General features: G+C 63.1%; 19 protein-coding genes and 1 riboswitch. Of the genes, 8 read left to right on the top strand and 11 right to left on the bottom strand.

The window, feature by feature from the left end; all coding sequences use genetic code 11:
* Positions 1–56: 56 nt before the first annotated feature.
* From MKZ91_RS04100 to MKZ91_RS04085, 4 genes are all read right to left on the bottom strand, one after another.
* Positions 57–554, bottom strand: coding sequence for an RbsD/FucU family protein (locus MKZ91_RS04100; protein ID WP_336168239.1), 498 nt, complete (start codon positions 552–554; stop codon positions 57–59).
* A 129-nt stretch (positions 555–683) separates the two neighbouring features.
* Positions 684–1697, bottom strand: a complete 1014-nt coding sequence (locus MKZ91_RS04095) for an ABC transporter permease (RefSeq protein ID WP_336168237.1) — start codon at positions 1695–1697, stop codon at positions 684–686.
* A gap of 1 nt (position 1698) precedes the next feature.
* Entirely contained in the window at positions 1699–3264 is a 1566-nt protein-coding gene (locus tag MKZ91_RS04090) for a sugar ABC transporter ATP-binding protein (protein ID WP_336168234.1), read from the bottom strand.
* A 120-nt stretch (positions 3265–3384) separates the two neighbouring features.
* The gene (locus tag MKZ91_RS04085) at positions 3385–4317 is read right to left on the bottom strand and encodes a sugar ABC transporter substrate-binding protein (protein WP_336168232.1); all 933 of its coding nucleotides are present in this window, start codon (positions 4315–4317) and stop codon (positions 3385–3387) included.
* Positions 4318–4612: 295 nt separating this feature from the next.
* On the opposite strand from MKZ91_RS04085, the gene MKZ91_RS04080 reads away from it, so the two are divergent.
* A complete protein-coding gene (locus MKZ91_RS04080; protein WP_336168231.1) occupies positions 4613–5614 on the top strand; it encodes a LacI family DNA-binding transcriptional regulator in 1002 nt (333 codons plus the stop codon).
* A 9-nt stretch (positions 5615–5623) separates the two neighbouring features.
* On the opposite strand, the gene MKZ91_RS04075 is transcribed toward MKZ91_RS04080, so the two are convergent.
* Genes MKZ91_RS04075 through bioB form a run of 5 tightly spaced genes read right to left on the bottom strand, consistent with a single transcriptional unit; the run spans position 5624 to position 10644 of the window.
* Positions 5624–6613 (bottom strand): beta-ketoacyl-ACP synthase III, encoded by a 990-nt coding sequence (locus MKZ91_RS04075; RefSeq protein ID WP_336168229.1) that lies wholly within the window; start codon positions 6611–6613, stop codon positions 5624–5626.
* Complete coding sequence (locus MKZ91_RS04070; protein ID WP_336168227.1) at positions 6610–7878, bottom strand: adenosylmethionine--8-amino-7-oxononanoate transaminase; 1269 nt, start codon at positions 7876–7878, stop codon at positions 6610–6612. The genes MKZ91_RS04075 and MKZ91_RS04070 overlap by 4 nt, the downstream gene beginning before the upstream one ends.
* Positions 7875–8513: a dethiobiotin synthase gene (bioD, locus tag MKZ91_RS04065; RefSeq protein ID WP_336168225.1), complete on the bottom strand. Its 639-nt coding sequence runs from the start codon at positions 8511–8513 to the stop codon at positions 7875–7877. Before bioD ends, MKZ91_RS04070 begins: the two co-directional genes overlap by 4 nt.
* Positions 8513–9658, bottom strand: coding sequence for an 8-amino-7-oxononanoate synthase (locus tag MKZ91_RS04060; protein WP_336168223.1), 1146 nt, complete (start codon positions 9656–9658; stop codon positions 8513–8515). The genes bioD and MKZ91_RS04060 overlap by 1 nt, the downstream gene beginning before the upstream one ends.
* Positions 9655–10644, bottom strand: coding sequence for a biotin synthase BioB (bioB, locus tag MKZ91_RS04055; RefSeq protein WP_336168590.1), 990 nt, complete (start codon positions 10642–10644; stop codon positions 9655–9657). The genes MKZ91_RS04060 and bioB overlap by 4 nt, the downstream gene beginning before the upstream one ends.
* A 482-nt stretch (positions 10645–11126) precedes the next feature.
* Positions 11127–11247: riboswitch (TPP riboswitch) on the top strand.
* A 156-nt stretch (positions 11248–11403) separates the two neighbouring features.
* On the opposite strand from bioB, the gene thiO reads away from it, so the two are divergent.
* Genes thiO through MKZ91_RS04035 form a run of 4 tightly spaced genes read left to right on the top strand, consistent with a single transcriptional unit; the run spans position 11404 to position 13954 of the window.
* Complete coding sequence (gene thiO, locus MKZ91_RS04050) at positions 11404–12381, top strand: glycine oxidase ThiO (protein ID WP_336168221.1); 978 nt, start codon at positions 11404–11406, stop codon at positions 12379–12381.
* Entirely contained in the window at positions 12378–12575 is a 198-nt protein-coding gene (gene thiS, locus MKZ91_RS04045; RefSeq protein ID WP_336168220.1) for a sulfur carrier protein ThiS, read from the top strand. The genes thiO and thiS overlap by 4 nt, the downstream gene beginning before the upstream one ends.
* A gap of 3 nt (positions 12576–12578) precedes the next feature.
* Positions 12579–13352, top strand: a complete 774-nt coding sequence (locus MKZ91_RS04040) for a thiazole synthase (RefSeq protein ID WP_336168219.1) — start codon at positions 12579–12581, stop codon at positions 13350–13352.
* Complete coding sequence (locus MKZ91_RS04035; protein WP_336168218.1) at positions 13349–13954, top strand: thiamine phosphate synthase; 606 nt, start codon at positions 13349–13351, stop codon at positions 13952–13954. The genes MKZ91_RS04040 and MKZ91_RS04035 overlap by 4 nt, the downstream gene beginning before the upstream one ends.
* A 66-nt stretch (positions 13955–14020) precedes the next feature.
* Here MKZ91_RS04035 and MKZ91_RS04030 read toward each other — a convergent pair whose 3' ends face one another.
* Positions 14021–15703, bottom strand: coding sequence for an amidohydrolase family protein (locus MKZ91_RS04030; RefSeq protein WP_336168216.1), 1683 nt, complete (start codon positions 15701–15703; stop codon positions 14021–14023).
* A gap of 172 nt (positions 15704–15875) precedes the next feature.
* Here MKZ91_RS04030 and MKZ91_RS04025 point away from each other — a divergent pair, with 172 nt between their 5' ends.
* The 3 genes from MKZ91_RS04025 to MKZ91_RS04015 all read left to right on the top strand — a co-directional run bounded on the left by MKZ91_RS04025 (position 15876) and on the right by MKZ91_RS04015 (position 22796).
* Positions 15876–19991 (top strand): AAA family ATPase, encoded by a 4116-nt coding sequence (locus MKZ91_RS04025; RefSeq protein WP_336168214.1) that lies wholly within the window; start codon positions 15876–15878, stop codon positions 19989–19991.
* A complete protein-coding gene (locus tag MKZ91_RS04020) occupies positions 19988–21547 on the top strand; it encodes a B12-binding domain-containing radical SAM protein (RefSeq protein WP_336168213.1) in 1560 nt (519 codons plus the stop codon). Before MKZ91_RS04025 ends, MKZ91_RS04020 begins: the two co-directional genes overlap by 4 nt.
* Positions 21548–21722: 175 nt before the next feature.
* Positions 21723–22796 carry a glycoside hydrolase family 25 protein gene (locus tag MKZ91_RS04015; protein WP_336168211.1) on the top strand — a complete coding sequence of 358 codons (1074 nt, stop codon included), beginning with the start codon at positions 21723–21725 and terminating at the stop codon, positions 22794–22796.
* Positions 22797–22992: 196 nt separating this feature from the next.
* On the opposite strand, the gene MKZ91_RS04010 is transcribed toward MKZ91_RS04015, so the two are convergent.
* A complete protein-coding gene (locus tag MKZ91_RS04010) occupies positions 22993–24366 on the bottom strand; it encodes an alpha-glucosidase/alpha-galactosidase (protein WP_336168209.1) in 1374 nt (457 codons plus the stop codon).
* Positions 24367–24382: the final 16 nt, after the last annotated feature.

The following is a 24382-nucleotide window of genomic DNA, read 5'->3' as shown; positions in this document are numbered from 1 at the left end:
CACCTCGCCGCCCCGGGCGGCGCGGTGCACATCTTTCGAACCATGATCGTGCGCCCTCAGGTCGAAAGGCGCGCAATCGGCGTCGCAGACGCCTCGTTCCATTGGCTCGCTGGCAGCACGACACCCTTGGTAAAGAGGAAGCAGCCATAAAGGCGCGCCTCACCGGTGACGACAATGCAAAAGGCACGCTTTGCCTCCTCATAGAAGGCGAAGCGTTCGACAGCATACATCTGCGGCGCATCCCCATCCGCGCGGTTGATTTCCGCCTGGACCTCGCGCTGAACGTCCGGCATCTCGCCCGCGTTTGCGCCAGGCGCCATGCGCGCCGCCGAGGGCTGTAGCGGCGTGTCGAGCGGCATCACCGAAAGCACCGCCCGTACCGCCCGCGCCGCGGAAACGTTGTCGATGTGCAACGGCAGGCCGAGCCGGGTGTGACGGGCAATCGTTTCAGCGGGAAAATTGGCATCGACCAGTGCGATCCTGTCACCGTGTCCCATCGAGCGCAGCGCATGCAGCACGTCGGCATTCAGCGCCGGATCAACATTCTTGAGCATCAGCGTAACCTTCCTCTGGATTGGCAAACGGCGGCCGGGATCGCAGCGCGGCGCGTTTGGCTTCGCAGCCCGCACGGTGCGCTTGTGCATGTGTCGAACTCTGGCGAAAGCCGGGTGCTGGCTGCCGGACTAGATGCCCGTCAGCCGCTCGCGATACTTGTCGATGATGACGGCGAGGATGATGACGACCCCGGTTATCATCTGGCGCATGAAATCGCTGAGGCCGAACAGGATGAGGCCGTTGGCGAGCACCCCGGTGATGCAGGCGCCGAGCAGCGTGCCGATCACCGTGCCGCGGCCGCCATTGAGGCTGGTTCCGCCGATGATGACGGCAGCGATCGCATTCAGTTCGAAGCCGATGCCGATGATCGGGCTCGCGATGTTGAGGCGGGCCATGTAAACCATTGCGGCAATGCCGACGAGCGCACCGGCAATGGTGAAGGCCGCCACCTTGTAGAACATCAATGAATGGCCGGCGAGGCGCACGGCTTCCTCGTTGTTGCCGATGCCATAGAGCAGCCGTCCAAACACCGTTTTCGACAGCACGAACCAGGCGATGGCGACGAGCACCAGTGCGATCAGGAAGACCACGGGGATGCCGAAGATCATCTGCGATCCGAAGGCATTGAAGCTCGGTGGGAAGGAGTAGATCGTGCGCGCATCGGTCACCTGCAGTGCCGCGCCGCGGGCGATGTTGAGCATGCCGAGCGTGACGATGAAGGACGGCAGCCCCCAGAAGGCGCTGATCCAGCCATTGAGGAAACCGCAGACGACACCGGTACCGACGGCCGCAAGCGTTGCAAGGGTGACAGCCTGGAACACCGAGAGATCGGGGATGGTCAGCACCGTGCCGCCGACGACGGCACAGAAGGCAAGCATGGAACCGACCGAAAGATCGATGCCGCCGATCAGGATGACGAAGGTCATGCCGACGGCAAGGATCAGGTTGATGGTGATCTGCGTCAGGATGTTGGAGATGTTGTTGGCCGTCAGGAAATGCTCGGTCGAGACCGAGAAGAAGACGATCAGAAGCAGGAGAGCCAGGCCGATACCGGCATCGCGCAACAATACCTTGGGTGACCAGCCCGCCAGCCGGCGCGTGTCGATGGTTTCGCCCACTTCCGTCTTTTCGAGTGCTTGCATGTTACTGCCTCGCCTGTTGCTGCTCGCCCTGGTAGGCGTATTGCAGGATACGTTCTTCGGAGAATTCGGGTCGTGCCAGTTCGCCGACGACGCGGTGCTGCGACATGACCAGGATCCGGTCCGACAGCGTCATCAGTTCCGGCAGCTCGGAGGAGACGATCAAAAGTGCAAGACCACGCTCGGCAAACTGCCGGATCAGCGCATAGATCTCGGCCTTGGCGCCGACGTCGACGCCGCGGGTCGGTTCATCGAGCAGAAGCACCTTCGGATTGCGCGCCAGCCACTTGGCAAGCACCACCTTCTGCTGGTTGCCGCCCGAAAGCGTCGCGGCGTTTCTGCCCGGCCCGCCATATTTCAGCTTGAGCTCGGCCCCGAGCCTCTCGGTCACCGCGATCTCCGCCTTGCGGTCGAGAATGCCGGCGCGCGAAACGTCCGACAGCGACGCGAGCGTGACATTGGCCGCGATCGGCATGTTGAGGATCAGTCCTTCCTCCTTGCGGTCTTCGGTCACGAAACCGATGCCGGCATTGATCGCCTCGCGCGGCGAACGGAAGGAAACGGGAGTTCCTTCAAGGCGAAGCGCACCGGAAAGCGGCAGTTCCGCCGCGGCGATCGCCCGCAGGAGCTCGGTGCGACCGGAACCGACGAGACCGGCGATGCCGAGGATCTCGCCCTTGTGCAATTGAAGCGATATGCCGTCGGCATGCGGCGATTGCGCATGGCGGAAGTTGACGAGCGACAGGGCTTCCTCAGGCCGCGCCAGCGAAACCACCTCTGTGGCCATCTGCTGCTGTAGTTTGCGACCGACCATGGCACGCACCAGCTCATCCTGACTGGTCTCGGCGATCGGTCGCGAAAACACGGTTTCCCCATTGCGCAGCACCGTCACCCGGTCGCAGATACGGAAAACCTCGTCCAGATGATGAGAGACGAAGATGATGGAAACGCCGCGACTGCGAAGGTCGTCGATGATCTTGAACAACCGCTCGGTTTCACGCGAGGTCAGCGTTGCCGTCGGCTCGTCGAGGATCAGGATACGGCTTTCCGTCATCAGTGCGCGCGCCACCTCGACAAGCTGGCGATGGGCGATGCCGAGCCTTTCGACCGGCCAGCGCACATCGATGTCGCTGAGGCCGATGGCGTCGAGCGCCGCACGCGCGCGATCATGCATCTCCGGCCGTTTGACGATGCCGAGAGCGTTGCGCGGCAGATGTTCGATGAAGATGTTTTCGGCGACCGACAGATAGGGCAGCAGATTGAATTCCTGGTGCACCACCTGCAGACCATTGGCCTTGGCCTCGCGCGGCGTCGTCGGTGCGTAGACACGGCCGGCGAGATTGATGACGCCCTCATCCGGGCGAACAACGCCGCAGAGCACCTTGATCAGGGTCGATTTTCCGGCACCGTTCTCGCCGATCAGGCCGTGTACTTCGCCCGGCTGAACAGACAGGCTGACGCCGTTCAGTGCCTTGGTACCACCGAAGGCCTTCTTCACATCGTGCAGTTCCAGGACCGGCGGCGCCGCCACGCCGGCCGCTTCCGCAAGCACGGTTTCGGTATTGATCATGATATCTCGCCCTTCGAAAATCAGGCAGCCCAAGACGGAGCGCTTCACTGCGCCAGGGCCACTGTCTCTTGCTCAAGCCGCACCGGGCATCGCCCGGCGCGGTTCGAAGCCAGGTAAGGGCTATTTCACGTCGCCCTTGGTCACGAGCTTGATGTCGGTCTTGACCCAGCCTTCGAGCTTGGGACCACCGGCAACCACTGCGAGCGCCTTGTCGATGGCATTCGCCGCCATCTCGGATCCGAACTGGTCGACAGTCGCCAGCAGCTTGCCATCCTTCAACATGGGCGCAACCGCCGGCACGTTGTCGAAGCCGACGACCTTGACGTCGCTGCGGCCAGCCGCGTCGAGCGCCTTGACCACGCCGATCGCCATGGAATCGTTGGCGGCAAGCACGCCCTGGATGTCGGGGTGAGCGGTCAGCATGGTGGAGAAGACGGCATTCGCCTCCTCGGTTTCCCAATGGGCCGTTCTTGAGTCGAGAAGATCGAGCTTGCCGGCGGCAATCGCGTCCTCAAAGCCGAGCTTGCGCTGTGCGGCATTGTCGGCACCGGGGTTGCCCTCGAGGATGACGACTTTTCCGCCCGCGCCCAAATCCTTGGCGAGCGCATCGCCGACCAGCTTGGCACCGCCGCGGTTGTCCGGCCCGACGAAGGCGAGATCGACGCCTGCGTCCTTCTTCGCCTGCTCGTCGAGCGAGACGTCGAAATTGACGACGACGATACCGGCATCCATCGCCTTCTTCAGCGGCGCGACCATGGCACGGCTGTCGGCCGGCGCAATGACGATTGCATCGACGCCTTGGGTGATAAAGTTCTCGACGCCGTTCAATTGGCTCTCGAAATCGGTCTCGTTCTGCATGCCGATGGCCTTCAGCTCGTAGTCGCCGCGCTTTTTCGCGTGCGCTTCGGCGCCTTCGAGCATGTTCTTGAAGAAGTCGTTGGCAAGCGACTTCATGACGAGACCAACAACGGGCTTGTCGGCAGCGGCCGCAATCGTCGGCAGTGCGGTGGCGACGGTGAGTGCGACGATGGATGCAAATCGTGAAAGTTTCATGGGTTCTCCTCCGGTGAAAAGATGGTCCTCCAACCATCGATGAAACGTTTCATCGCAGAGATGCAAATGAGCCGCTTCTGCGCATTAGAAGATCGAAACAAGGGGCGCCTGTCAATATGAAACGTTTCATCGTGAGAAAATTTGAGTTGGAAGGCGCTACCCGTCGTCGGCATTCTCTGCTTTAACAGGAGTAAGCGTGGATTGACCGAGCGCTTGAACGATGCCGTACTGCGTTGATCCGCTGTATGAATTCGACTCGGGGACCGACCTTGAGAAAGAGACTGGAGCCAGCCGCTTGAACCCGACGATAAAGGATGTTGCGCAACGCGCCGGCGTCTCGGTCGGAACGGTTTCGCGCGTGCTCGCCAAGAACAAGACCGTCAGCGAAGACATTCGCTTGAGGGTCGAAGCGACGATCGAGGCGATCGGCTACCGGCCGAACATTCTCGGCCGCAGTCTCCGGCTCAACAAGACCGATATCATTGGCCTAGTCGTTCCCGACATCACCAACCCCTTCTTCGCCGAACTCGCCAAACACGTCGAGATGCTCGCTTCGGCCGAAGGCTATTCGGTGCTGCTCGCCAACACCCACGACGACCCAAAAGCGGAGAAACAGCAGATCGAGACGCTACTCGGGCGGCTGCCGGCCGGGCTGATCCTTGTTCCCGTCAGCAACAGCCTTTTCGACGGCATGGTCACCGGCACGCGCACCGTCACCGTTGACCGGCCTTTGAGCGGGCATGCGCTCGTCGCGGTCGACAACCGCAGAGGCGGCTATCTCGCCGCCGACCATCTGCTGTCGCTTGGCCATCGCCGCCTTGGCTACATCAGCGGCCCGAGTTCGACCGACGTATCGGCCGAGCGCCGCGATGGCTTTCTGGCGCGTCTCGACGCGTTTCGGGAAACGCATCCCGGCGAGTATGTCGCACCGCAGCTTGTTGAAGGCCACTTCGACTATCGCTCAGGCGAAGAGCTCGGCAAGAGGCTCCTGTCTCAACCCCTCGTCTCACGTCCGACGGCGATTGCCACCGCCAGCGACCAGCAGGCGATCGGCCTTCTGCGCGCCGCCGGCGACATGGGCGTGCGCGTGCCGAGCGACCTGTCGATCGTTGGTTTCGACGACATCCCGCTCGCGTCCCTGGTGCTGCCGCGACTGACGACCATCCGCCAGCCGATCGACGAGATCGCCCGCCTCGCCCTCGAGGGTGTGCTCGGCAGCCACGCGCTGCAGGAAGAATACAAGCTGCAACCGGTCCTCATCGAGCGCGGCTCCTGCACGAAACCTGCCGATCTCTGAAGGCTGCCGCTACAGGCCAAGCACCACCGCGCCGCCGGTAAGCCCGGCACCGGCAGCCGTCAGCAGCAGCTTTTCGCTAGGAGCAAATGGCCTTGCCTCGTGCGCCAGCGACAAGGACAACGGGATCGTCGCGGCGGAAGAGTTGCCATAGTCTTCGATGGTGCGCACCGTTTTCGATGCGTCGATGTCGAGGCGATCACACACCGCGTCGAAGATCCGGCTGTTGGCCTGGTGCGGCACGAAACGGCCGATGTCACCGGCATTGCTGCCACTCGCCGCCATCGCCCTGATGGCGCAGGTCGTCATCATCTCCACGGCGCGGGCAAACATCTCCCTCCCGTCGCGCATGGTCATCAGAACATCGCTCGTCGCCATCCCAGGCATGAAAGGCCGGCTGCTGCCGCCGGCGGCGATCGAAATCAGGTCATACCCGTCACCATCGGCGGCAAGATCGACGCCGAGCAAGCCGCCTTGCGGATCATCTGAAGGCGCGACGACGACGGCGCCGGCGGCATCGGCAAAGAGCACCGCACTTGCCCTTTCCATTGGGTTGATGCGCCGGCTAAGGATGTTGGCGGCCACCACCAGCACCGGCTTGCCCTGTGCACGGGCAAAACCATCGGCGAGCGTCAGGGCATAGAGGAACCCGGAGCAGGCGCCGGCCAGGTCGATGGCGCCGGAATTGCGGAGCCCGAGGTGATGGGCAAGCAACGGTGCGGACGGTGGCAACAGATGATCGGGCGTCGAGGTTGCCAGCAAGGTGAGCGCGATATCACTGCGCGAAAGCGCGGCGTCCTCGAGCGCCGCCGCGCCAGCTCTTGCGGCAAGCCCCGTGAGGGTATCGCCCTCCGCGGCCCAGCGCCGCTCGCGAATGCCGGTGCGGCGTTCGATCCAGCCGGGCTCCAGCCCGAGTTTCGTTTCGATTTCCGCATTTGCCACCCGGCGCGAAGGCACCGCATGGCCGAAACCGCTAAGACGCGCTGAACGGGCAACGCTCATAGCCGGCCCGCCACAAAGAGAGACGCCGCCTCGTCGATTGCCTCGTAAGCCCGGCCGAGATCGGCATCCGTGACGCAATAAGGCGGCATCAGGTAGATGACATTGCCAAGTGGGCGGATGAGGAGCCCACGCTCGCGGAAGAACGCCCTCAAACGCGGTCCAACCTCGGAGAGATAGCCGCCGGTCGGCACCTTGAGGTCAAGTGCTGCAATGGTGCCGACCTGGCGGATATCATCGAAACGGGGATCCCCGGCAAAACGCGACAGGTGCTGACGGTGCCGCTCGGTGAGGCTGTCAATGCGTTCGCGCACCGGCTCCTGCTTCCATACGTCGAGATTGGCGAGCGCGGCGGCACAAGCGATCGGGTTGGCGGTATAGGAACTCGAATGGAAGAACGTCTTGCGCCGATCGGTCGACAGATGCGCGTCGAAGATCTCGGGCGTGCACAGTGTGACCGCGAGCGGCAAGGCGCCACCGGTCAGGCCCTTCGAGGTGCAGAGGATGTCGGGCGAGATGCCTGCCTGTTCGCATGCAAACAGGCTGCCCGTGCGCCCCCAGCCGGTCATCACCTCGTCGGCAATCAGCAGGCTGCCGTGACGTTCGGCAATGCGTTTCAGCTCCGCGAGCACCGAGGCTGGGTAGGATTTCATGCCACCAGCGCCAAGAAGCAGCGGTTCGATCAGGAGGGAGGCGACCTCACCCGTCGCACAAAGCGCCTCGAAGGCATCGAGCGTCTGCTGTTCCCGGCCCGATTCTGGAAACGGAAGTTGGTCGACGGAGAAGAGCAGCGGCGCATAGGCGGCATTGAAGACGCCCCTTTCGCCCACCGACATCGTGCCGATCGTATCACCGTGGTAGCCGTGTTCCATGACGCAGATGCGGCTGCGTGGCCGGCCCAGATTGTGGAAGTAGCCAAGCGCCATCTTCAGCGCGACTTCCACCGCAGTCGAGCCGCTGTCGGAGTAGAACACGTGCGCCAGCCCCGGCGGCGCAATCTCTATCAGCCCTTTGGCAAGCTCCTCGGCCGGCGCATGGGTGTATTCGGCAAAGATGATCTGGTCGTAGGTTTCCGTTGCCTTGCGGATCGCCTCCATGATGACGGGATGGCGATGACCATGGGTGATCACCCACCAGGACGAGAGTGCGTCAAGGATGCGCGCGCCGTGCTCGTCGATGAGGTGGGCGCCTTCGGTGCCGACAACGTGTCGCATGGTTGGCTCCAGCGCATGCTGGGTGAAGGGATACCAGACCGCCGAGGTTCTCATGCCGTCACCTCGCGGAAGCTGTTGATGTCGAAATTCTCACGAAATGCCTGCTGCAGGCGTTGTGGAGAAAGCGGATCGAGCCGTGGCAGCCGCCCCAGTGGACGCACCTGTCCGAGTTCGGAAATGATCGCCTCACTGTCTGCCTGTTCGTCGCCGATGAAGGCAACGCCGACGACGGGAATGGCGCGACGGCGCAGCGCCTCGAGCGACAGCAGCGTGTGGTTGATGGTGCCGAGCCCGGTGCGGGCACAAAGGATCACCGGGATCTGCCAGCGCGCAAAGACATCGGCAAAAACCACCCGCTCGCTCAAAGGCACGAGCAGCCCGCCCGCCCCCTCGATGACAAGCGGGCAATCCACGGTTGGAGGCGACAGAAGCTCCGGCCGGATCGACACGCCGTCGATCCGCGCCGAAAGATGCGGCGAGGCAGGCATATTCAGCCGGTATGCCTCCGGCAGAATGCGCTCTGGTGGGACCCGGCCAAGCCGCGCCACCGTCTCACTATCGGTCTCTTCATCAAGCCCCGATTGCACCGGTTTCCAGTAACAGGCTGAAAGCGCATCGGTGAGTGCCGCGGCAAAGACAGTCTTGCCGATGCCGGTATCCGTACCGGTGACTACAAAACGGGGCGGCATCATGGTTGCTCCTCAAGCATCACGCGTTTCAATTGCTCCAGCATGTGGGTGATCATGGACCGGTCGACGTTCAGCGTAATCGCGATCCTGAGCCGCGCCGTACCTTCGGGAACCGTCGGCGGCCGGATCGCCCGGATATCGAAACCCTCCTGCCGCATGTGCGCAGCGATCCGCACCGCGCGCCCGTTGTCGCCGATCAGCACCGGCAGGATCTGCGAGCCGCTGCCCGGTAGCCTGAGCGTTTCGGCCAGAGCCTGGTTGGCAAATGTCCTCAGCTGGTCGAATTCCGCCAGGCGCTCCGGCTCGTCCGCCACGATCGCCAACGCCTCGCGCACGGCCGCAGCGATCAGCGGCGATGGCGCGGTCGAGTAGATGAAGCTGCGGGCGCGGTTGACGAGATAGTCACAAAGCACGCCGCTTGCGCTTAAGAGTGCGCCCGAAACACCGAGCGCCTTGCCGCAGGTGTGCAGCGCGACGAGATTGTCCTGACACTCCAGTTCCGCGGTGAGACCACGTCCGTGTGGTCCGAAGACACCGGTCGCATGCGCCTCATCAACCACAAGAAATCCATCATGCCTTCCGGCAAGGGCGGCGAGCTCGGCGAGCGGCGCCCTGTCGCCATCCATGGAGTAGAGGCTTTCTACGGCGATCCACGGGTGGCCCTTGCCGCCGCGCTTGCGCCAAGAGCCGATCGCGTCGGCAAAAGCATCGACATCGTTGTGTGGCACGGCCACGGCTTGGGCCCTGCTTGCGGCGATCCCTTCATGCGCACTTGCATGGATCAGGGCGTCATGGACGATCAGATCCTCGCGCTGCGGCAGGGTCGAAAACAGCGCCGCATTGGCGGCATAACCGCTGGCGAAGAAAAGTGTCCGTTCAGCGCCGAAGAACGTCGCCGCTTCCGCTTCCAGCGCCTCGTGCTCCGGATGGTTGCCACGCAGCAGCCGCGAGCCACCCGACCCGACGGGCACGCCACGCTCGATGGCCGTGGCAATCGCCGCCTTCAGCCGCGGCGAGCCCGAAAGGGCCAGATAATCATTCGAGGTGAAATCGATGCCACCACCGCAAAGAAGCGCACGGCGACGCCCTTTACGTTCGAGCCCGTGGAGCGTCCTTTCGTGGTGGCCGAGCAGGCCCGCCGTCATTCGGCCGCGTCCCGTGCCGCCCCGCCGTGCTCCCTGGAAAGGGCCATCGGCTTCAGGCCGAGACGGCGGAACAGTGCGGCATCGTGATCTTCCCCGGGATTGTCGGCCGTCAGCAGCGTTTCGCCGACGAAGATCGAATTGGCGCCGGCGAAGAAACAGAGCGCCTGCATCTCATCGCTTATATCCGTGCGCCCGGCTGACAAGCGGACGTGAGACGTGGGCATCAGGATGCGGGCGAGCGCGATGGTGCGGACGAAGTCGATCGGGTCGACCGGCGCCGCATCGGCGAGCTTCGAGCCTGGGATCGGGATCAGCATGTTGATCGGTACGCTTTCGGGCGGCACGGCCAAGTTGGCGAGCGTCACCAGCATCGAGATGCGATCGTCAACCGTCTCCCCCATGCCGAGAATACCGCCGGCGCAAACCTTGATGCCGGCGTCGCGGACGTTGGCCAGCGTTTCAAGCCGATCGGCAAAGCTTCGGGTGGTGATGATCTCGCTGTAGAACCGTTCGGACGTATCGACATTATGGTTGTAGTAGTCGAGCCCGGCTTGCGCCAACCGATCGGATTGCTGCGGCGTCAGCATGCCGAGCGTCATGCAGGTCTCCATGCCGAGCGCCTTGACGCCTGCGACCATGGCGACAATTGCCTCCATGTCGCGCTCCTTCGGGCTGCGCCAGGCCGCTCCCATGCAATAGCGCGTGGCGCCACCGTCCCTGGCCTTCTGCGCCTCGGCCAGAACTCTCTGGACCTCCATCAATTTCGAGGCCTTGAGCCCGGTCGGATAATGCGCAGACTGGCTGCAATAGCCGCAATCCTCGGCGCAGCCGCCGGTCTTGATCGAAAGCAGCCGGCTCATCTGGATGGCGTTCGGATCAAAGCTCTCCCGATGCACCGTCTGCGCCCGAAACAGGAGATCATTGAAGGGCAGATTATAGATTTTTTTCGCATCCACCTGATTCCAGCGGATTTCGTCGAGGCTCATTGAGGTCGGGTCGGTGTCGGTCGATGGGGCTGCGTCCAACATTTTCGGCATGTCCTCCTGGATTGCAATCATGAAATAGATAGATTTCAATATTATCTATAATTTTATTCCGAAACGAAGAAGGCAAGCATTCAAAAGACGCATATGGGGTCAACTTCCTCCTAAGATTGTATTCTCGCCGGATGAGCAAACTTCGCCGTTCAGCCGTAAAGACGAAATAACAGGAAGCAGGATGACGCCGGACCACGGCTGACGCGACGTCACAGACGAGAGAAATATTTCTTTTTATACAGATGCTTATACGGGTTTCGCCAAATCTAGATGCGACCGCCGGATCCTTTCTCACCGGTCGCCAACGGGATCGCGACTGGATACCGCACCACCCAAATAATTTTATAGATAATTTCCCAACGCATCACGCGGATTGCCCCGAACCCTGGAGATCGGGCCTTGACAAGATCCGCCCATGCCAGTCAGTTTGCAGCATTCACCAGGGGTGTCCCGGCAAGGGGCTGAGATTCTGCCAGGCGGTTTTCGCGGCGCAGTGACCCGTTGAACCTGATCCAGTTCATACTGGCGTAGGGACGGTGCAGACATCGCTGCCTGAGCAATCGCCTCCGCGCGCACTCTCGGCAACGCGTCCTTCCTCCCCGCCATCGTGAAATGGGTCTCCGACGACAGATTGGAGCACGCCATGACGATCGCCACCCTCCTCCGCCCTGCCGCAAGGTGCAGGACCATTCATCGCGTCATTCAACGATGACCACGCGCATTCTCGTCAAAGGCGCTGGCGTCGCCGGCCTGACCTTGGCGCACGAGTTCAGCACTCGCGGCGCCGAGGTCACGGTTGCCGAGCGCCAGCCGGGTTTCACGGCGGCCGCCTCCTGGTTTGCCGGCGGCATGCTGGCGCCCTGGTGCGAGCGCGAAAGCGCCGAAGAGGTGGTGCTGACCCGCGGTATTGGCGCCATCGACTGGTGGGACCGGGTTGTTCCGGGCGAAGTGTCGCGCAACGGCACGCTGGTCGTTGCCCCGCCGCGCGATACCGGCGAACTCAAGCGCTTCGCTTCTCGGACCTCCGGCTTCGAATGGCTCGACGCAAAGGCGATCGAGAGACTGGAGCCGGCGCTTGCCGGACGTTTCCAGCAGGCGCTGTTTTTCCCCGGCGAAGCCCACCTCGATCCACGCCGGGCGCTCTTCCTGTTGCGGCAAGAGCTGGTCGAACGCGGCGTGGCGTTCGTCGACGGATCGGACGGCGAAGGCGAGAGCGACCTCATCGCCGACTGTACCGGTGCCGCAAGGATCGGCGATCTCGACGGCCTGCGCGGGGTACGCGGCGAAATGCTCACCCTTGAGACCGCAGAAGTCGTGCTGTCGCGGCCGGTGCGGCTCATCCACCCGCGCATTCCGCTCTACATCGTGCCGCGCGGCAACGGCCTGTTCATGTGCGGCGCAACGATGATCGAGACCGACGTCGACGGGCCTATCACCGCCCGGTCGCTGATGGAACTTCTGAACGCCGCCTATGCGCTGCATCCGGCCTTCGGCGAGGCCCGCCTCATGGAAACCGGCACCGGCATCCGGCCGGCCTTTGCCGACAACCTGCCGCAGCTCATGCGCGCCGGAAACACGATCACGATCAACGGGCTTTACCGCCACGGCTTTCTGCTTTCACCGGCCCTCGCCAAGGAAGCGGCGGAGCTTGCCCTTACCCGGAACCTGAAGGGAAACGCCGCATGAAATTGACCGTCAACGGCGAGGATCACGACCTCGCGGTCACGACCCTCGCCGACCTCCTGAGCGAACTCGACTTCGAGGGGGACTGGCTTGCCACCGCCGTCAACGGCGAGCTGGTGCACCGCGCAGACCGGACGGCTCACACACTCAACGACCGCGACCGGATCGAAATTCTCTCGCCGATGAAAGGAGGCTGAGACATGCTGACGCTTTATGGACAGGACCTGCGCTCCCGCCTGCTCTTGGGCACCGCCCGCTACCCCTCGCCCGCCGTGCTCGAAGATGCGGTGCGGTCGTCGGGCACCGAGATCGTCACCGTTTCCTTGCGCCGCGAAACCGCCGGCGGGCGTCAGGGTGGCGCGTTTTTCGAACTGATCCGGTCGCTTGGCGTTCGCGTACTGCCGAATACCGCGGGCTGCCACTCGGTGTCGGAGGCAGTGTTGACGGCCAGGATGGCGCGCGAGGTCTTCGCCACCAACTGGATCAAGCTTGAGGTGATCGGCCATCACGACACGCTGCAGCCCGACGTCTTCGGACTGGTCGAAGCGGCCGGCATCCTGTGCGCCGAAGGCTTCGAGGTCTTCCCCTACACGACCGACGATCTGGTGGTCGCCGAACGCCTCGTCGAGGCCGGCTGCAAGGTGCTGATGCCCTGGTGCGCGCCGATCGGCAGCGCCATGGGGCCGCAGAACATTGCGGCGCTCCGGGCGATGCGGGCGCATTTTCCCGATATGCCGCTGATCGTCGACGCCGGCATCGGCCGGCCGTCGCATGCAACCACAGTGATGGAACTCGGCTTCGATGCGGTGTTGCTCAACACCGCTGTCGCCGGCGCTGCGAAACCGGCGCTGATGGCCTCTGCCTTCGCCCGAGCGGTCGATGCCGGGCGCGAGGCTTTCGAGGCAGGCATGCTCGAACCGCGCGATTTTGCCGTTCCCTCCACCCCCGTCATCGGAAAGGCTGTGTTTGCATGAAGTTCGATCCCTTCTACCTCATCGTCGACAGTGCCGAATGGATCGAGCGGCTGGTGCCGCTTGGCGTCAGGCTCGTGCAGCTTCGCATCAAGGATCTTCCGGAGACCGACCTTCGCAACGAGATCCGCAGGGCCAAGGCGGTTTGCACCGACCATGGCTGCCAGTTGATCGTCAACGACTACTGGCGGCTTGCGATCGAGGAAGGCTGCGACTTTGTCCATCTCGGGCAGGAAGATCTTGCCGATGCCGATCTCGGCGCGATCCGTGCCGCCGGCCTAAGGCTCGGCCTCAGCACCCATGACGAGGTGGAATTGCAGGCAGCCCTTGACGCCAAACCCGACTATGTCGCGCTTGGGCCGATCTACCCGACGATCCTCAAGCAGATGAAGTGGGCGCCGCAGGGGCTGGCACGCATTTCCGCCTGGCGGGCGCGTGTTCGGCCGCTGCCGCTCGTCGCCATCGGCGGCCTCAACATCGAACGGATCGACGGGGTCTTCGATCATGGGGCTGACAGCGCCGCCGTCGTCACCGATATCACGCTGAATGCCGATCCGGAGGGACGGACCCTGGCGTGGATCGCCCGCACCGCGCCCTGGCGATAACAGCACCACACCGCCCCATCCGGCATGCGCTTGCCAGATGGCGGTGTGGTTCGGACCCTCCTGCCTTCAGGCGATCGCCAGATCACCGAGCCAGGTGGAATCCAGGCCGCGCCGGTTGCAATAGGCGGTAAGCCGGTCACGTGCCGGGCCTGGCCGGTCAAGGCCAAGGAAGCGGGAGGCGTTGCGCCAGAAGATGTTCTGCTGGTGCTCGTCACTGACATTGGCAAGGGTCAGTTCGCCTGCGATCCTCGAAACATAGGCGTTGTAGTCCTTTTCGAGCGCCATCATCGACCAATCGGTGCCAAACATCAGGTGACGCGCGTCGGGATCGTAGTCATCAAGCCATTTGTCCAGCAACTGTCGGATCTTGGCGTGCAGCGTCTTGTCATCGCTGCTGACCAGTTCACTCAGATAGCTCAAGTCGGCAAACAGGTTGGGCCGCCGCCCGTGATCGATCGTCCGGCCGATGATATCTTCCCAGGTGGGCGGACCGGAGAACTTATCCTCAGCACAAGAGACCATGACGCCCGTCGGCGCACCCGGACGCAGGATCTCGTCAAAGGCGCCGAAATGCGCCAGGTTGATCCTGAGCTTGTCGTATTGGTTCGTGTCGAGCAACCTCTTCCAATAGGCCGGACTTGCCAGGTTGCCATAGCCGCAACCGGCACCGATGCTGTTTTCCGCATGGGCCATGATCGGCACCTCGTTGTCGCGGCACCAGACATAGAGCCGCTTCAGCGCCGCATCGATCTTCGGATCCGCATTGCCCCAGGCCTTGAAACCCATCGGCGGATAGATTTTGACGCCTATGAACCCCTTTTCCATGATCGCGTATCGGACATTTGCAAGCGAGGAACCGGGGTTCTGCGCTTCGCGGTGCGGGTCAAAGCCGACGAAGCTGTGCATGCGGATGCCGTGCTTCCTGGTAACGATCTGCTGGACCTCGTCCATGACATCGATCTGGTCGCGCTGCGGCGAAGACGTACCGCGAAGCGACTTGTCGAAATCCAGGATGCTCGGCGTAATCAGCGAAAGCCGGCATTTCGATGCGAAGATCTTGAAATAAGCTTCGGCGAGGTTCTCTCGATAGTCCTGCATCAGCCGGACGAAGGAGAGATAAGTGCCGATCTTCTCGTCGGCCTTGGCGGCGGCAGTCACTGCATCGACGTCCTGGCTGGCCGCGGGGCCGGAACGCCGCTGGAACGTCTGGGGCAGATTGGGGGTGCCGCCCAATCGTTGCAGCAGCCCGACATAGTCAGGCTCGTCGCCGGCGCTGCGCCTTGAAAAGCTCGCACCCTGCTCGTTGGCGCGCGCGATCAGTTCCTGAACCGCAACGCGCAGCTGATCATCCTTGCGCCGCTCCAGCTCCGCATCAGAAGGACGCCGCACCCGTTTCTTGAGAATTGCCGCCTCGTCCTTGGCTTTTGGCGCGACATCGCCAAGGGCAGTGACAAGAAACACGACCAGGGCGTTCTCCACGCCTTTCGTGTCGAACTCGCTTGCGGTGAGCCCACTCCCGTGCAGCTTTTCCCGCAGTGCCACATAGCGGACCAGCCCCTCCACCGGCACGTCGGCCGCGTTGAAGAAGTGGCAATGCACGTCGATGATCGGATGACTGAGACTGCAGGCGCCAGGCGGTGGCAGATGCCGGCATCCGGAAAGCACATTCGCCATCACGCCTGCCGAGACAAACCGCAAGACATCGCGGCGCGTCACGGCGGCGACTGGATCGGACCAGTCGACCCCCATTTGTCCCCTCCTGTTGCGAGACCCCCTCGAACAATCGCAGAAACATTACTCCGACAAACAGCTCTGTGGAATAGGAATTTACTTGCCGTTACTGCGGCGCCCGAGATCAACAGCCATTGCCTTTCAGTCGGAATGGAGGCGTGTTACTCTAAAATCTTGGGGAGAAATTTGCGTGGTTGGTGGCGCCGGCAAGTATGAGTTCCAACGTTACCTGTCGGGGGCCCTGGTTCAATGGTCCTCCCCGACAGCGACGGAATCGGCCGCCCCCGCGCGGGAAGACTTTCTCGGTTCGTTGCTTTTTGCCGATATTTCCGGCTTTACCCGACTGACTGCCAAATGGTCGGAAAGCGACCGCGCCGCGGGTGCCGAGCGCGTCAGTCTGCTTCTGAACGGGTTCATGAGCGAGCTCATCAGGCACGTGGAGGAGCATGGCGGCACGGTCTTGAGCTTTGCCGGCGACAGCCTGATTGCCGGCTGGCAGGCGTTCTCCCCCGAGGAACTTGAACAGACGGCCTGGCGCAGCTGTTACTGCGCCGGCCGGATTCGCGAGCAGATCGGCGGGCCGGGCACGCCCGAAGATGCGCTGCAACTGCGCATCGCCGTCGGCGCCGGCACCATCACCTTGCTGCATCTTCTGCCCCGCGAGGACCAGCGCTGGCTGATTATTGGCGGCGACTGCCTGGCGCAGACCGATCATTGCGGCCAGCTGAGCGATGCCGGTGAAATCCTTGTGTCCGAGACCGTGTGGCGGCTCATCGGCAAGCGGGCCAAGGGAGGAGTGAACCGGGAAGGGACCACGCGGCTCGACGACATCGACGCCTACCTAGCCGGAACGGCGACGCCGCCAAGCCGCAATAGCAGCCCGGCCGAGCGGCTTGAATCCTATCTGCCGCTCTCGTTGCGCAGCCGCCTGCTGTCGCCGCTCGCGGAATGGCTTGCGGAACTCAGAACCATTACGGCGCTGTTCGTGCATATCGTCGGGCGTGATCTCGAATCCGATCTCGACCGGTTGAACAGGGTCGTCGGACGGTCGATCGCCGTCGTCGGCCGCACCGGTGGAGAGATCCTCCACACGGCCCTCCACGCCAGCGGGCTGGAAATCTTTGCCGTCTTCGGCCTGCCCGGCGAAAAACATGCCGACAACGCCCGACGCGCGATCATCGCAGCGCTGCGCCTGTCGAGCGAACTTGACGAGCCCGATCTCGGCCTGTCGGCCGGCATCTCCACAGGCGAGGGCTTCTGCGGCGCGCTCGGCACGGCCCGGCGCGCCGACTATACGGTCGTCGGTTCCGCCGTGAACATGGCCTCACGCCTGGCGAGCGTCGCGGCCGGCCGCATTCTCGTCGACCAGGCAACCGCCAAGCAGACCGCTGGCCAGATCGCCTTTTCCGGTCCCTGGACGCTTGCCATCCCCGGCATGCGCGGCGGCGTGTCCGCCTTTGCTCCAATCGCCGAAACGGTTTCGACGATCGACAGCAGATCATCCATCCTCCTCAACCGCGTGTCTGAACTCGCGGTGCTGACGACCTATGCGGAACGCGCGGCCAGGGGACAGGCGGCCGGCGTGATGATCGTCAAGGGTGAATCCGGCGTTGGAAAATCGGCGCTGCTGCGCGCCTTCATTGAACGCTGCCGCGACCACGGAGGCCGTGTCCTGGTTGGCAGCGCCGACGACATCGAAAGCGACGTTCCCTATTTTGCCTGGCGCGGCGTGATCCGCGACATGCTCGGCATCGGCGACCAGCGCGGTGCGGAAGCCAGCGATCAGGTGATGCAGTTCTTCGAAAACAGGCCGGAACTCGCACATCTCGCTCCGCTGCTGAACGATGCCATCAACCTGACCCTTCCCGATACGATCGAGACCCGGGCCATGTCGGGCGACGGGCGCTCCCACCACCTGCGCGAACTGCTGCGCGAACTCATGACCGGCAGTCTCGCCGCCGGGCGGGGGCTCGTCGTACTCGAGGACGTGCATTGGCTCGACGAGGCGTCCGGCCAATTGCTCGGACGGCTGGTTTCGGGAACGACGCCAATCCCCGTGGTGGTGTCGACAAGAACAGAACGAACGCAGCAAGACCTCACGCGATGGACCGGCCAGCACCACAACAGCGCCCAGACACTCGATCTCATGCCGCTGGACCTGGAAGGGACGATCGCGCTCGTGCGCGCATCGATCGGCGGCAATTCGCCCACGGAAGGCTTCGTCGAAGCGGTCTTTGCCCAGTCGGCGGGAAATCCGCTGCTCATTCGCGAAATCTGCCGCATGATCGGCGAGCGACGATTGCCAAAATCCTCGGAGGCCCCAGCCCCCCTGTCGCTCGCCGAAACCCGCTCGAACGAAGCAACCTTGCTCAATACGGCCAAGGTCACGGTGATTGCCCGAACCGATCAGCTCCCGGCCGATCTGCAGGCACTGCTGAAAATAGCCAGCGCCATGGGCGCGACCTTTTCCACCGAGGAACTTCGCGCGCTGCCGCCGATCAGAAAGACCAGCCTGGACATCGAGGCAAGCATCGAGCGGCTGCAGGCGGCGCATCTGATCAAGCCGATGGACGATCGCCCCGGTCGCTTCACCTTCAGCCATGCCGTCATCCGCCAGGCGATCTACGACAGCATGCTGACCGAACAGCGGCGCGAGGCGCATCGCGCGATCGCCCGGGCGATCGAGGAAAGCGGACAGCCCGACAATGCCGAGAACCTGCCGCGCGTGCTGAGCCACTGGGAGCGTGCCGGCGATGCCAAGCTGGCGTTCAACTATCTCGATCGCGTCGCTGAATTGCGCCTGCGCCAGTTCGACAACGCCGCCGTCGTCGACCTGATCGAACGCTTCTTCAAGATCGCGCGCGACCTCTCCATCACCATGCCCCCGGCCCGCCGCGCGGCCGCCTGCTTTCTGCTGGGCGAAGCCAGCCTCAATCTCGGCCGCGCCGAGGCAGCTCGGCATGCCTATGAAGAAGGGTTGCGGCTTTCAGGATCGCCGCTTCCTCGCACCTCGGCCGGGCTGGCCCTGCATCTCGTGCTCGACCTTGCCGAACAGATGTGGCGGCGTGCAACACACCGCGACAAGGACTGGATCCTGAAACGAGAAATTTCACGTTCGCCATCCGATCCGTTTCTTCTTGCGGCCAAGGCGCACGAGGACCTGACGCGCATCTACTATTTTACCAGCGAGAAACTGCGGCTGATCCACGCGACGCTCAGGGCGACGAACCTTGCCGAACGAAACGAATATGTTTCCCCGACGACGGCCACCAACTATGCCAGCCTCGGCGCGATCTGCGGCGTCATCCCGCTGCACAAGCAGGCAGAGCATTACAGCCGTCTCGCAGCCGCCCTCTCGGAACGGGTCGACCAATTGGGAACGAGGGTCCGCGTCGATCTGTTGTCGGGACTTTACCAGATCAGTATCGGCCACTGGCGCGAGGGACGGCAGGCCTTTGAAGCCGGCATGAACAATGCAACGGCCGTTGGCGATCTCAGGCGCTGGTGCGAGGTGGCGGTCGGCCTTGAGACCATCTCCGGGCCGTGGCTGCTGACACCGGCATTCGAAGGCATCGCCCCATGGGAGATCCTGGTGCAGCGGATCTGCGAGGAAGGCCGCCGACGTGGAGACATGCAAGTGCTTGGCTGCGGGTTGCTGGGGCGCCTGAGGGGTCACGCAGCGCTTGGGCGCTGGAATGCCATCGAGCCGGATCTCGAAGAGCTCAACGAGATCATCACCGAAAAGGCCGAGGGGCTGGAACTCGTCCACTGCATCGAAGGCGCTTCACTGTTGGCCGAGGCCGCCCGTCGGCGCGGTGACAGGAAGGAGGCGGCGAACTGGCTTGAGCGCGCCCTGGCCTGGTGCCGGCCCCTCAATCCGGCGATGAAGACACGAACGCTGCCGGCTCTTGCCCGCCTGTTCGACGTCGCAAGCGATCCGGATGCGGGCGATGCCGCCGCCGCCCGTTTCGTTCATGCAAAGCTCGAGCGTTTCGCACGGGTCTATCCGATCGGCCGCCCGGCGGCAGCGCTCGGGGAAGCGAGCCTGCATCTGCGCCGCGGTCAGCAACGCCGCGCCGAGCGCGTCGCCCAATACGCCTTTGCCGAGGCGATACGACTGGAAATGCCCGCGGTGGCGCTCGCCTCGCTGAACCATCCGGCAGGTCCGCGAGATGCATCCGCGCGGCAGGCGTTCGAGACGATGTTCTCGCTGCGGCAGGCTACCTGGAGCGAAGTTCTCCAACTCGATCAGGCAAACAGTCCGCCGATAGTTCCAATAGCCACGTCCCAGGGAGGTCGCGGATGACAGAGGCCAGGGTGCCCCGCATTCTCATCGTGCTTGCTCATTTCGACGAAACGCGAAACCCCAACGGCCGCCCCGACTTCATTCCGCAGGGAACCGGACACCTGTTCCTGGCTGGCGCTTTCGCCCGGGATCGCGTGAACCTGCGCGCCTATAGCGAGTTTCACGACGGCCCGCTCGTCGACGAGGCGGCCTTTGCGGACCTGGACATGCTGGTGCTGACCGGCGTCACTGCGGCCTTCGACCGGATGCGCCACCTGACGGCCTATGCACGCTCGAAATCGCCCGGCTGCGTCGTCGTTGCCGGCGGCCCTGTCGTGCGCAACCTGCCTGTTTCGAGCGCCGAGACCTTCGACTACGCCTGCGAAGGAGACGTGGAAGAGCTTCAGGCGGTCATCAAGGACGTGTTCGGGGAATGGGCCATTTCCGAGACGATCCTGCCGCGTTTCGACCTCGCCAACTGGCGCGGACCTGTCGCTTACGTGGAGACCAGCCGGTACTGCAATTTCAAATGCAGCTTCTGCGCGCTGACCGCCGAAAGCAGGCACTACCACAGCTATGATCTCGGTTACATCGAGGCACAGCTGCGCAACGCGCCGGCCAAGAAATACGTGCTGTTCATCGACAACAACTTTTACGGCAACAGCAAGGATGCCTTTCATGCCAAACTCGACCTGATCCGGTCGCTGTGGCGTCAGGGCCTGTTTGAGGGCTGGATCGCGCTCGTCACCGGGGATTTCTTTCGGGATCCCCACAATCTCGAGGCAGTGCGGGCGGCGGGCTGTCTTGGCCTTTTCAGCGGTGTCGAAACCTTGAGCGAAGCGCAGTTGAAGCGCTATCAAAAGAAACAGAACCTGGTGGTGCCTCAACTGGAGGCCATTCGAACCTGCCTGAACGCAGGCGTCGCTTTCCAATACGGCCTGATGTTCGACCCTTCATCACAGACGATGGAGGCGATGCAGGATGAACTCGCCTTCATCACTGGCGAAAGCACGATGCCGCTGCCGGCGTTCCTGAGCCTGACGATCCCGCTGCTTGGCACACCCTTGTTTGACGAATGCGTCGCACAAGACCGCTTCCTGCCTTCCGCCAAGTTGCGCGACATGGACGGCTTCACCTTGATGACCCGCCCGCTCGATCGCCTCGATGAGGTCGCCTTGTTTGCCCGCAAGCTGTCGCGCCTCGACGGCAATCGCGCCCGCATCCTCCGCCATTGCCTCGGATTCTACCGCAACTACCGCCATTCCCTATCCGGACGCCAGATGGTGCATCTGCTTGCCAACAGCCTGCGGCTCGCCCTGCCGTCAGTCATGCATCGCCATGGCCTTCCGACGCGCTCGGGGAGCGACGACAATCTCACCTATGTCACGACGACACAGCCGCTCGGACCGCTTTACACGCCGGCATTCCGTGTCGGCGAAGGCTTCCGCTCGCATTTTCAGCCGACAATGATCACCGATGCGTCGGGAGCGCTCCATGAGACCATTGCCCGCAACCTTGATTTCCGCGCCAGGCAGCGGCGTCGGACGGGGCAACGGGTTGAGAATGCTTCGATGTGAAGGTGCACGGAGGCGCCGGGGCTGCGTCAATGTGACCGGGTTGCTGCAACCTTGAGTGCGCAAAGTTGGGTCCAGTTGGTAAGATTGGATTCAATCTTTTTGGGTAAGCTTCCGTTAGCTATTCACACCTGTCGGCCGGCGATTGCCGTCGACCTAGTTTTGCGTACGGGTGCCCATGCGTCTTTCATCTGCGACCGCAATCCTGCTGGCCGGCCTGGTTTCGGGCTGTTCATCCAGTTCGAGCCTGGACACGATCGCACCACGGGCCTCCCGCGAAACGACCAGCTCCGTCGTCCTTTCGGCTGCACCGGTGCCGGCCGCCAGTGTCGGCGCAAATGTGGCACAGGCGACGCCGCCCCAGAATGTGCAGTCCGCGCCGCCGCAGCAAATGCTCGCCTGGGCCGGACCGGTTCCAGAACCTGAAGCCTTCGCGCCGGCTGCCAATGCGACGACAACCACCACGACGCTCGCCATGCCCGTTCCCGGCGCACGGCCGGTCGCCTTTGTCGCGCCGGAAAATCCGGTGACGCAGGCGATGCCGCGCGGACGCTCGCAGATCTACGGTCATCGTTTCCGCGACGCCAAGCCGATCAATTTCGGCCGCACCAAGAATCCGCGCAAGATGGCCGTCCATGGCGTCGACGTTTCGCGCTGGCAGGGTGAGATCGATTGGCCGAAGCTGCGCACGCAAGGGGCCAACTTCGCCTTCATCAAGGCGACCGACGGCGGCGACCATCTCGATCCGATGTTCAAGAAGAACTGGCGCGCCGCCAAGGCAGCTGGCATGAGGCGCGGCGCCTACCACTTCTTCTACTGGTGCCGCACCGCCGGAGAACAGGCCGACTGGTTCATCCGCAACGTCCCGCGCGAGCCTGGCGCGCTGCCGCCTGTGATCGACGTCGAGTACAATGGCGAATCCAGCTGCAAGCGCCGCCTGTCCCCGGAGCGCATCCGCGAAAAGATGCAGGTGTTCATGGACAAGCTCGAAGCGCATTACGGCCAGCGCCCGATCATTTACACGGCGCCGGACTTCTATGCCGACAACCTGCAGGGCGCGTTCAAGCAGTATCCGTTCTGGCTGCGCGCAGTCGCCCAGCACCCGTCCATCGTCTACCCGAACCGCAAGTGGCTGTTCTGGCAGTATTCCGGTTCGGGTCTGTCGCACGGCGTCGACGGCAAGATCGACCTCAACGTCTTCCATGGCAGCGAGGCCGACTGGCACGACTGGCTGGAAGCGCGCGCACGCTGAGCCGACAGGATCGTCGGCCGTCTTCGTCCTGGAGTAGGCGGCTCTTGACCTGTCAGTGCCATGAGGCTGCACTTCGTGAAAGGCGAGCACCTTCATGCGCCTTCTCACACCAGACTCGGAAAACCCATCCAATTGACGGACAAGCCCCGGAACCTCAGGTTCCGGGGCTCGAGCGCAGCCTAGCCGGGAGAAAGAGCTAGGCCGCCTGGACCTTTTTCGACACGCGCGCCCATTCCGGGATCCAGTCGCGGTGGGCGACGAGCAGATCGTCGACGAGCGACCAGATCTGGTCGAGGTCGAGCTCGGCCGCCGTATGCGGATCCATCATCGCCGCGTGATAGAGATGCTCGCGGTTTTCGGTCACCAGCGCCTCAACCGTCAGTTCCTGGACATTGATGTTGGTGCGGATCAGCGCGGTCAACTGCGGCGGCAGATCGCCGATGAAGGTCGGCTGGATTCCGGACGCATCGACCAGGCAGGGCACTTCCGCGGCGCAGTTTTCCGGCAGCGAGGTGATGCAGCCGTTGTTGCGGAGATTGCCGTAGATCACTGACGGTTCGCCAGTCCACACCGAATTCATGATCGAGGAGGCGTATTCGTGGCTCTCGGCCACCTCGATCTTTTCCGCCTCCTTGAAGGCCGCCGCCTGGCCCTTCCAGCGCTCGATCTGCTCGACGCAACGCTTCGGGTATTCGTCGAGCGGGATGCCGAACTTCTCGATCAGGTCGGGCCGGCCGTCCTTGATGAAATAGGGGGTGTATTCGGCGAAATGCTCTGAGCTTTCGGTGACGAAATAGCCGAGCCGCGTCAGCATCTCGTAGCGCACCTTGTTGGGGCAGCGCGGGTTCCAGTGGCTGGGCTTCGGAAAACGCCCCTCGCGATAGCCGCGCACCAGATCCGGATAGAGGTTGCGGAAGCTGCCGTCGGCCTGTTTGTGTTCGAAGGTCAGGTAGAAGGCCATGTGGTTGATGCCGGCAGCGCGGTAGCGGATTTCCGACACGGGGAGATCGAGGTCGCGCGCCAACTCAAAAGCGGTGCCCTGGACCGAGTGGCAGAGACCGACCTGGCGGATCGTCGGGAACTTCTCCGAAATCGCCCAGGTGTTGATCGCCATCGGGTTGACGTATTGCAAAAGGATCGCGTTGGGGCAGACCTCGAGCATATCCTCGCAGATCTTCCAGAGATGCGGCACAGTGCGAAGCCCGCGCATGATGCCGCCGACGCCGAGCGTGTCGGCGATCGTCTGGCGCAGGCCGTATTTCTTCGGCACCTCGAAATCCGTCACCGTGCAGGGCTCGTAGCCGCCGATCTGGAAGGCGACGACGACAAAATCCGCCCCTTCCAGCGCCTTCTTCTGGTTGGAATGGGTCTCGATCTTGGCCTTGACGCCGAGCGTGCGCACCAGCTTGCCGGCGACGATCTCGCTTTCGCCAAGCCGCTCGGGGTTGACGTCCATCAGCGCGATCGTTGCGGCGGACAGCGACGGCCGCTGCAAAACGTCGCCGATGATGTTCTTCATGAAGACGGTGGAGCCGGCGCCGATGAAGGTGATCTTGGGTTGTCTGGTCATGGATTGCCTCTCAGTT

It is taken from the genome of Ensifer sp. MJa1 (genome assembly GCF_037026475.1).
In the GTDB taxonomy this organism is placed as follows: domain Bacteria; phylum Pseudomonadota; class Alphaproteobacteria; order Rhizobiales; family Rhizobiaceae; genus Ensifer.
Note: the sequence above shows the minus strand (reverse complement) of the source record. Positions and strands in the feature narration are given on the sequence as shown.

Excerpts from the sequence above, each read along its gene's own strand:
- MKZ91_RS04100 (WP_336168239.1), bottom strand. The coding sequence starts at position 554 with ATGCTCAAGAATGTTGATCCGGCGCTGAATGCCGACGTGCTGCATGCG.
- MKZ91_RS04095 (WP_336168237.1), bottom strand. The coding sequence starts at position 1,697 with ATGCAAGCACTCGAAAAGACGGAAGTGGGCGAAACCATCGACACGCGC.
- MKZ91_RS04090 (WP_336168234.1), bottom strand. The coding sequence starts at position 3,264 with ATGATCAATACCGAAACCGTGCTTGCGGAAGCGGCCGGCGTGGCGGCG.
- MKZ91_RS04085 (WP_336168232.1), bottom strand. The coding sequence starts at position 4,317 with ATGAAACTTTCACGATTTGCATCCATCGTCGCACTCACCGTCGCCACC.
- MKZ91_RS04075 (WP_336168229.1), bottom strand. The coding sequence starts at position 6,613 with ATGAGCGTTGCCCGTTCAGCGCGTCTTAGCGGTTTCGGCCATGCGGTG.
- MKZ91_RS04070 (WP_336168227.1), bottom strand. The coding sequence starts at position 7,878 with ATGAGAACCTCGGCGGTCTGGTATCCCTTCACCCAGCATGCGCTGGAG.
- bioD (WP_336168225.1), bottom strand. The coding sequence starts at position 8,513 with ATGCCGCCCCGTTTTGTAGTCACCGGTACGGATACCGGCATCGGCAAG.
- MKZ91_RS04060 (WP_336168223.1), bottom strand. The coding sequence starts at position 9,658 with ATGACGGCGGGCCTGCTCGGCCACCACGAAAGGACGCTCCACGGGCTC.
- bioB (WP_336168590.1), bottom strand. The coding sequence starts at position 10,644 with ATGAGCCTCGACGAAATCCGCTGGAATCAGGTGGATGCGAAAAAAATC.
- thiO (WP_336168221.1), top strand. The coding sequence starts at position 11,404 with ATGACCACGCGCATTCTCGTCAAAGGCGCTGGCGTCGCCGGCCTGACC.
- thiS (WP_336168220.1), top strand. The coding sequence starts at position 12,378 with ATGAAATTGACCGTCAACGGCGAGGATCACGACCTCGCGGTCACGACC.
- MKZ91_RS04040 (WP_336168219.1), top strand. The coding sequence starts at position 12,579 with ATGCTGACGCTTTATGGACAGGACCTGCGCTCCCGCCTGCTCTTGGGC.
- MKZ91_RS04035 (WP_336168218.1), top strand. The coding sequence starts at position 13,349 with ATGAAGTTCGATCCCTTCTACCTCATCGTCGACAGTGCCGAATGGATC.
- MKZ91_RS04030 (WP_336168216.1), bottom strand. The coding sequence starts at position 15,703 with ATGGGGGTCGACTGGTCCGATCCAGTCGCCGCCGTGACGCGCCGCGAT.
- MKZ91_RS04020 (WP_336168213.1), top strand. The coding sequence starts at position 19,988 with ATGACAGAGGCCAGGGTGCCCCGCATTCTCATCGTGCTTGCTCATTTC.
- MKZ91_RS04015 (WP_336168211.1), top strand. The coding sequence starts at position 21,723 with ATGCGTCTTTCATCTGCGACCGCAATCCTGCTGGCCGGCCTGGTTTCG.
- MKZ91_RS04010 (WP_336168209.1), bottom strand. The coding sequence starts at position 24,366 with ATGACCAGACAACCCAAGATCACCTTCATCGGCGCCGGCTCCACCGTC.